1 protein-coding gene is annotated in these 925 nt (G+C 41.9%); it reads right to left on the reverse strand.

Going from position 1 to position 925, the window contains the following annotated elements; genetic code table 11:
- Window positions 1-116: 116 nt before the first annotated feature.
- The coding region (locus tag AB4140_RS19825; protein ID WP_372002365.1) for a tyrosine-type recombinase/integrase at window positions 117-925 on the reverse strand (809 nt) is incomplete at its 5' end.

Below are 925 nucleotides of genomic sequence, written 5' to 3' on the forward strand. Positions count from 1 at the left end.
ATATAAGGGAGGGTTACACTCTAACTGGATTCTTTCATACGGTACTTCATTAACAATTCTAAGGTAACGCTCTTCAGTAAACCAACTCGGTAGTTCGGTCTCGTCCTTTATGAATTTCATTTTACAGTCCCGTTTATAATTGGCTCTAGTAGAACCGCCACTTTAGCGTGAGCTTCCTTTCTTTCTTCTAGATAGTCGTGGCGGTCATAGATACCTTCGACACCTTTCAATTTGTGGTTTAGACAGCGCTCTGCAACATGGCCAGCTACACCAGCGTAAGCAGCTAAACTCCTGAATGTTCGCCTAAGATCATGAGGGGAAAAGTGTTCCATATCTCCCATAAGATTAGGGGGTTGTATTTTTCGACCAGCTTCACGACCGAACATTTTAGAAATTGCTCTATTCAGCGTGTCATTGCCCATGTGAAGCTTGGTTGAAACTCTACGAGGTGGAAAAACGTAATCAGAACCACAAGCACGTATGTGAAGCTCTTTTAGCCATGCCATAGCCTGTTTAGGCAAAGGTATAGTTATCGGTGCGCCAGTCTTACTTCTGCCTTCTGGTAAATGCCAAAGAGCTTTATCAAGTTCAAACTCTTGCCACTTGGCGCAGCATAATTCGCTCTTACGAACACCAAGGGTTACTAGTAAGGCACAAGCAAGATAATTGTCTCTTGTGAATTTTGTGCCGTTATCTCTAAATAGTTTAAATGCAGTTTGAAGTTCATCAATTGATAAGGCTCTATCCTTGCTTAATTCAACGCCTCCAGCATCTGAAACAGTAAAAGCACTCGCAGGATTATTAGCAAGCAAGTCGAGTTTTATGCCATGACGAAAAAGCTGCTTTAAGTACATTAGAGAATCATTAGCAATAGTAGGGGGTTCTTTGGCAATTCGCATGATGATAGGAGGGTGTAACAGATTCT

It is taken from the genome of Shewanella sp. 10N.286.51.B2 (assembly GCF_041469265.1).
In the GTDB taxonomy this organism is placed as follows: Bacteria; Pseudomonadota; Gammaproteobacteria; order Enterobacterales; family Shewanellaceae; genus Shewanella.